General features: G+C 38.9%; 4 protein-coding genes. 1 reads left to right on the top strand and 3 read right to left on the bottom strand.

Annotated elements, in window-relative coordinates:
• The first annotated feature begins 958 nt into the window (after positions 1-958).
• Positions 959-1,114 (top strand): hypothetical protein, encoded by a 156-nt coding sequence (locus tag VB797_RS28180; protein WP_323241078.1) that lies wholly within the window; start codon positions 959-961, stop codon positions 1,112-1,114.
• A gap of 89 nt (positions 1,115-1,203) precedes the next feature.
• Here VB797_RS28180 and murI read toward each other — a convergent pair whose 3' ends face one another.
• The 3 genes from murI to VB797_RS28165 form a co-directional block, all read right to left on the bottom strand.
• Positions 1,204-2,094, bottom strand: a complete 891-nt coding sequence (murI, locus tag VB797_RS28175) for a glutamate racemase (RefSeq protein ID WP_323241077.1) — start codon at positions 2,092-2,094, stop codon at positions 1,204-1,206.
• A 312-nt stretch (positions 2,095-2,406) separates the two neighbouring features.
• The gene (locus tag VB797_RS28170) at positions 2,407-4,299 is read right to left on the bottom strand and encodes an N-acetylmuramoyl-L-alanine amidase (RefSeq protein ID WP_323241076.1); all 1,893 of its coding nucleotides are present in this window, start codon (positions 4,297-4,299) and stop codon (positions 2,407-2,409) included.
• A gap of 997 nt (positions 4,300-5,296) precedes the next feature.
• A complete protein-coding gene (locus VB797_RS28165; RefSeq protein ID WP_323241075.1) occupies positions 5,297-7,174 on the bottom strand; it encodes an N-acetylmuramoyl-L-alanine amidase in 1,878 nt (625 codons plus the stop codon).
• Between the last annotated feature and the right edge of the window lie 1,026 nt (positions 7,175-8,200).

The raw sequence follows: 8,200 nt of genomic DNA, 5'->3' as shown, positions 1-8,200 counted from the left end.
GTTAGGAGTAGGCAAGGTTTAGATAACTCACTGACTTTGAAATCTAATCCGATGTCGCTTACGGTAATGAGCGCATTTCGGCAGTTTTATATTTTGTCACATTTTGTCACATTTTCACTGTTGGTATCTCGTTGTCTCTTAATGGCGTTTAGTAATAAATAATACATTGCTGTTATAAGTAAAAACTATGAGCAGATAATATTCATTCCATAGGTTTAAATTATTTTGATTTTGACAAAATGTACCTTTAGAGGTTCTTATTAACAAAAAATTAACATTGTACGGTATAACTCCGAGTCTCTTTGATAACAGGTCAAGAACCGAGCAAGCTCAGGATACATCACCGTTGGCATAGGGAAAAATAAGTAAATCAACAATAATATCTTAAAAAATTGAAATTAAGCAATATTATTGCCTCTAAAGTGAGATTTATTGTGTTATTCTTATAGATAGGGATTTAAAAATACTTAAAATATTCACTCAGAAAAAGTAAGTCGCTTTGTCGCGGATTTATACTTTTTACTGATGAAAGTGAGTTAAATAAGTCATACGTGAAATCGAGGATATTATTCGTGTTCGTAGTTTACGGATTAATAAGTTCCTCGATAACAGTATAGTGATGTGCTGTCCGAAGATTATATATCGATTAATCTTGACGACTCGTTTTAGGGAATGCAAGGTTGAGCTTGTGTATAGAGAAGGGAAGCACTGCATAATGCAGTAGGAATGCAGGCTAGGTAGATTGCATGGCGACATGATTATTGTTGCTGGCATAGCCTGTAAAGTGAATTACCTATAGGTACGTCGGGGAGTTAGTGAGACTCTGCCGGAATTTTTGAATTGCAAAAAAAGCTATAGCTTAAAGCGAAGATAGCTTGCATTTTTGTATTTATGTTCAATTTATTCTTTGCTGTACGGATGGGATTGGAGAAAAAAACTTGTCGGGGGAAATAGGTTAATGATGATATTTGTTTTAGCTTCTGGTTATTTGTTCGCTGTATACTTATTCTTAGCGTTAGCAAAGAAAACAATTCAAAAAACTGCGACAACAGCGGTTTCGCAATTTGAAGAAGAGTATTCTTCGGAGATGTTTATCACACCGTTGAGTGAATAAAACCTTATTTGTTTGCTCTCAAATGATAGTTAACTATACAGCACACCATCTGGTGTGCTGTATTGCGTTTTATTAAGCCGATCGGTAGACTAATAGCTGATTATGCCGTCACGGTCTTGCTGAAAATGGTTAAGGTTCGGATGTTCCAACTTTACCAATTCAACCATTGGAGTACAGCCTAACCATCGCACTGAAGACTGAGCAAATTGAGTCGGGTTTCCGCTGACAGCGAACCGAGTTGCTAGCGGTGGATAAGTATTTCTTAAGCCTAATAAATCCAACTCTTGAGCGCAAGCTTCAACAACACTCTTTCCTGGGTCTACTAATTTCACCGATTCACCAAGCAGCGATCGCAATAATGTCGCTAAGTGAGGATAATGAGTACATCCATACACTAAAGTGTCAATTTCCTGCTCCAATAAAGGTTCAAGGTAGGAAAGCGCTACTTGTTTGGTATAGGGGTCATCAATGCGGTTTTGTTCAATAAGAGGAACAAACTCCGGACAACCAACTTGCCACACTTGAGCATCACTATTAATTTCTTGGATACTTTTCTTGTAAGCATTGCTTTTAGCTGTTGCTGGAGTAGCAATTACACCGATACGCTTTCCGGCTTTCACTGCTGCAACTGCACCTGGTAAGATAAGTCCAAGCATCGGTACTTTAAATTCGGAACGTACCGTTTCTAATGCCAGAGCAGAACTGGTACTACAAGCCATAATCACCATTTTTACGCCTTGATTTTCCATCCAGAAAATAATTTCACGGGTAAACTGGATAATTTCTGCCTGCGTTCGGATACCGTAAGGAAGTCTAGCTGTATCACCAAAGTAAATAATTGATTCGCCGGGTAGTTGTTGGTAAAGTTGACGCAGTACCGTTAAACCACCTACACCACTATCAAAGATGCCTATAGGAGCTTGGGCTTCTGGTGCTGATAGATTGTAAAGATTGCCTTCAAAGATAGAAGATGAAAACACAGGCAGATTTTGATAATAGTTTTTGAATTTGGGACAAAGGATTTACAAAAAACTTCAACGTCTTAACTCATAAATCCGATATGAAAGAGAATTTTACATCCTTACTCTCTATTTAGAAATTTTTACTATATTTATTCAGGAAATGCAGGTATATATTTATACTATTAATGAAATAAAAAAATCGCCGTAGTGCAGTAAATATACTGCCAGACAGCGATAACTATAACTATGATTTAATTTTTTGACAAACTCAAGAAGTCGGGTTTTTATCCCATCTAAAAGCCTGACTTCTCAACAAGTGAAATAAAACGTTTATCTTCCTCTAATGTAGTTTAAAATACCATTAGCGATACCCTGTGCCATTTGGTCGCGATATTGAGGGGAAGATAGTTTCGCTGCATCTTCTCGTCCCGTGACATAACCTGTTTCCACAAGAATTGCGGGCATAGAACTTTTTCTTAGTACGTAAAATCTGGCTTGTCGTACTCCCCGGTCTTTAACGCTTACAGTATTTAATATGCTGCTGCGGACAGTTTGGGCGAGATTCAGACCGCTGTTGTAGTAGTAAACTTCTAAGCCGCTGACATCCGGACGACTTAAACCTACAGAATTGGCATGAATACTGACAAATACATTTGCATTAGCTCGTTCGGCCATATCTACTCGTCCTTGGAGGCTGACAAAATAATCAGTGCTACGAGTAAGTATTGCCTGCACTCCATTTTGCTCCAAAATTTGAGCAACCTTTTGACCAATAGGCAAAATAATATCTTTTTCTTGCAGTCCACCAATACCAATTGCACCGGGGTCTTGACCGCCATGTCCTGGATCAATAATCACTACAACTCTACCGCTTGGAACTCGCGATCGCGGTATGTTTGGTGATGTATTCGGTGGTAACGTCATAATCTGACCACCTGGTCGTGGAATCGGTTGAGATATGGGAGGTAAGCCACCAGATGTAATCGGAGGGATAACTCTACGGGTGCGCTGTAATTCTAAAGATAAAAGCTGAGTGCTAAGTTGATTGAGTTCGCCAATTTGCACTCCAGATGCTGGTTGGACAAAGATCGCAACTTTATTGTTGTCAAGCTGCTGTAGACGTACTCGCAAAACGGGGCTGCTAGCAGTAAAATTTGGACCTTTAACTTTGGGAGCCAGTTTAGCATTATTAACGGTAATGCGGTACAAACCGGATTGTCTATCCCAGCCACCAACAGCAGATAAATTTCGATCACCTCTAATTAGTAACTGAGTACTAGTTGGAGCTAGTTCAACAGATTCAATTGTGGCAACATTGTTTGCAGTTGGAATTGGTGGAACGGGGAAATTTGATTGACTGACTTCAGTTGAATTAGAGCTATTAGAACTAGAACTACTAGAACTGATTCTGGATAAAGTAGTACGATTGGGTAGAACTATTAAAGCATTATTGCCGCTAGTTGCAGCTCGCCAATCGGGACTCTTTTTTTCCACCTGCAAAGTCATGCGAACTCCCGGTGATTTACCATCGATTTCGCTGAATTGAACGCGGTTAACTGCAAACTTATTAACTGCTATATCTCGCTGGACTTCTGGTGACAAAGCCGCATTTGGGATATCGATGTTTATTTCGTTGCGATCGCGAGTCGGATTATTAATTTTGGGTTTAGCACCGCTGGTACGGATATAAAATCCGTCTTGGGTAACTCGCAAGCTTTCAATTTGTGTTGCTGCATTTGTTGTGCTAGCAGCGATTCTGTTCGATGGTGCGGTGTTCGTAGTTGGTTTAATTACGTTGAAAAGACTTCTAGGAGCAACAGCATTTGCTTCAGTTTTCGCCGAAGGTAGCTGCACTGTCCAATTAGTAGGACTTATACCCACGAATTTTACTTGATCTGGGTCAAGTGTATAGCCAGGATTCATTTCCACAACTAAACGAGCCGTTTGTGGGTCGAACTGTCCAACACGAATAGAACGAATAGCACCACCAATCGGTTTGGTTAACTGAGGTCTTCCAAATGTCGTTCCCGGTAAATCAATTACCAAACGGGTCGGATTAAAGATTAGTTGTGCTTGGGGTTGAACTGCACCATCAGTTTGAAATTCTAGCTGGTTTTGATCGGCATTAAAACGCCAAGAAGACAGATTCGCTCCGCGAGCGGGCGACGATAACATTAGTACAGATAAAAAAGTAGTACCAGATACTAACCAATGTATTTTCACAACTTTTTCTCCTAATCCGCATTTTATTGATAACTATTAATCTGTTTAATCTGTAAAAGTGTTGGTATTTCATACCTCGAAATATAAGCAAGCATCACCGCTTTCAACTTTTATTCGTAACGGTATGCATCGCCGCAAGTATTTTATCTTAGATAAAGACGTTGTTAATCGCATTAACTTTAGCATGAAGCTTTTTATTTATTTGCTTTGAGGACATCATTCTGCCAGTTTTTAGCATTTGATTATACCAACATTTATATAGAAGCAGTTTAACTCGGCAGTAAGATTCAATCGGTGACATTTTATTCAATTAAAAATTTGGGTAAATTTAAGTGGTACTGGTAGAAAAATATATTTATCCTTCAGGCTATATCATTCCCATCTTAAAATTTTAATCAATGGATTTTACAAACAATTTGTTGTGGGTTGGCTTGACTTTTATCTGAAAATACGCATCTATTATCAATTCGTCAATTAAAAGATTTAGAATACTTCTGGTTTCTCTAAGCGTTCCCATAAAATGTTGTAGTTGCAAAAAATAATATTGCTAATTAAGAACAAATGGTAGAATGCGTACAGACACAAGAAATATTTTGGGTAATGTTTAACCGAACGATCAACCGATCGAGATAGTTTGATATGTCAATTTTTTGAGCTTGAGTAAAAGCATCAAGTATGAGATTATAAATACAGATAAAATTTAAAAATCTAGTAGACCCATGTTTATTATGTCGCTAGATGTAGCATAGCCGAACGCGATTTAGGATCACAATTAAATTAAACATTTTGCTCATAAATAATTTTACTTCAACTCGATACATACCAGCCCCAATAATAACCCAATACTAATTTAGATTAAATAAGATTGGGGGAACCCTTAGCTCTGAAGCGAGCAAGAATTCCCCCATAATAACCGCTCTTTTAGATTTAGGATAACAATATTTAATGAGTAGATTTACTCAAATTTACTCATTACTTACAGTCTATTTATCTATTTTTACCTACGCTTGAGGTATTTAAGGATACCATCTGCTATACCTTCAGCCATTTTATTACGGTAAGCGGCTTGTTTTAAATTGGCGGCATCTTCACGACCAGTAACGTAACCAGTTTCTACAAGTATTGATGGCATAGAGCTTTTGCGGAGTACGTAAAATCTAGCTTGTCGGATTCCCCGGTCTTTAATTGTCACATTTTGGATGATGCTTCTACGAACGGTATCGGCAAGCTGTTTACCCGTGTTATAGTAATAAACTTCCAAACCGCTAACATCGGGACGACTTAAACCTAAAGAATTGGCATGAATGCTGACAAATAAATCTGCATTAGCTTTGTCGGACATATCAACACGTCCTTGAAGGCTGACAAAAAAGTCAGAATTGCGTGTGAGTACTGCACTGACTCCGTTTTTCCGCAATATCTCTGCTACTTTTTGACCGATCGGCAAAATTATATCTTTTTCTTGTAGTCCACCGATACCAATTGCACCGGGGTCTTTACCACCATGACCTGGGTCAATCATAACTAATACCTGTCCTCTAGGAGCCGGTCTCGGCGCTGGACTTGGATTTGCTTTGGGAGGAGTAGTAACTGGCTGGGAACCTGCAACCGGATTTGGTCGGGGGATGGGAGGTAACATAACTGGGGGTCTGACCGCACTATTGCGCTGCAAGTCTAGATTCAATTGGTTTCCTCTGACATCGAGTCTTCCGAAGCTGACCTGGGCTGCTGGTAAAATGTAGATCGCAACAGTATTTGAGTCTTGCTGTCGCATCTGTACCCGCAACACCGAACTGTTAGGTTTAAATTTTGGACCTTGAACAGAAGATGTTAAACGAGCGTTGGGAATAAGAATGCGATACATTGCACTCTTACTATCCCATTCGCTAGTGCTTCCAGATAAAGATTTGTTAGCTCTAACAGTTAATGACCTGCCATTATCATCCAATTCTACAGATTCAATTTCAGCGAAAGAATTTCTTGTTGCTATGGTTGGTGGTGGAGATGGAGGTAATGGTCTGACAGGGGAACTAGAATTGTTATTTGTAGGTAATTGACTAACTGAACCATTGGGTAGCAAAACTACACCACTACTAATGCTGCTAATTTTAGCTTGCCAATCGGGACTATTTTTGTTGACTCGCAAAACAATCCGAGCGGTTGTAGAGTCTAACTGCTTAAATTCAATTCCTTTGACACCAAAACGATTCATCGGGAATTCATTTCGCGGCAAACCTGACGATAATGTAGCTCCCGAAACATCTACATTGATAAACTCTTGACCGTCGCGATTAATTCTTACAGAATTTGCTTTACCACCACTTGTACGAACAAAAAAGCCATCACCAGTTGGAAGTACTCTTTCAATTTGAGTAGTTCCTTTAGCGGTTTGGATTACGGTTTGATTGCTGTTAGATGTATTGCTAGGTGCGGTATTACTTGTGCTGACTACACTGTAAATACTTCTTTGATCGTCTGTTTTTTCAAGTTCTGGTGATGGTAATTGGACTCTCCAACGACTGGGACTTACTCCTTCAAACTTGATTTGATTTGGGTCTAAAGTATAGCCGGGATTTAATTCAACTACCATCCGCGTAGTTTCTGGGTCAAATTGACCGATACGCACAGTTTTAACAGCACCACCGATCGGTTTTTTCAGTTGGGGACTACCGAATTTAACTCCGGGTAAATCAATTACCACGCGAGTGGGATTGAAAATTAGCTGTGCTGTTGGCTGTACCGCACTATCGGTATTAAATTCTAGCTGATTTTGTTTAGCGTCAAAATCCCAAGATTCTAGTTTCGCTGCATCCGCAGGCGAAGATAACAGGGAGACAGTTAAAAAAGTCCCAGGTATTAACCAGTGTAATTTCACAGTGTTTCTCCTAAGTCGCATTTACGAGAGCGGTAAGTATATATAAATCAAATCTTGCTTGGAATATAACCGCTCAAACCGTCATTAAAAATAAGTCTGTTACCAGTGGTGCTTGCCGAGGTAGACAATTTTATACTGTTACACGTCCACTGTGGAAAACGCTTCTTTAAAAAGAACGTGGTTAGCTGTTGGCAAAGAATTCTAACATAAGAAATTCTTCTTTTATGCCGTTATGGCAATAAAATCCTGCGTATAAAGCATTTTAATTCCACCCACAAAGAGATATTTAGAATTAACATAAGCAGTCAATCCCATTCATGAATACTATGCAGGGTAAAGAAATTTATGAAATTTTTGAGTGAAGCGGTAATTAATGCACGCCCGTAAAATTTATCGGCTTAAAATAGTAATCTGGTAAGATGCGATTGAGAAAATCTTCTAGTAGGAGTACCGAATAAATGTCAAAAACTCCTAAAAAATTATAATTAAAAGGGACGCAGATTTTAAGATAGAAGTTTCCTTTGGTATCATAAAGTCTCGAACATACATATTGGAACTAAATTTTTGTTGATTCCTGAAGTGACGATTTTTGAATTAGGAGTAACTAATGAGACCTTGTTGCGATTTTTCACGATTTTAGGCTATTGGATTTACATTTATCAAATCACTCCCGCTTCTAGCAGCATTTCTCGATCTCGATAGTTGCTCATTTGAAAAGCAAACCGCAATTAAGAAACGATCGCTAGAACAACCATTATGCCGGATTGCAGCAATCAAGATGGTTTGGAGAGAACTCCAGGATGAGAATCAATAGTAAAAAATATCAATTCTACACCGTTCCACGAAGATGATTGGTTTAAGGTTGATTGAAAACACCCAAACAATAAGATAACTTTACCTGCGATCGCAACCTTAATCAGGAAAGTTGCCGGTTGAGATCCTCCCCACCTTAGTTCGTTGAAGGTGGGGATTCCTTCATCTCACTATGAAAGGCTTCCTCTTTCCACGACCCGACTTACATAAAGC

Source organism: Rivularia sp. UHCC 0363 (assembly GCF_034931125.1).
Lineage (GTDB): Bacteria > Cyanobacteriota > Cyanobacteriia > Cyanobacteriales > Nostocaceae > Rivularia.
Note: the sequence above shows the minus strand (reverse complement) of the source record. Positions and strands in the feature narration are given on the sequence as shown.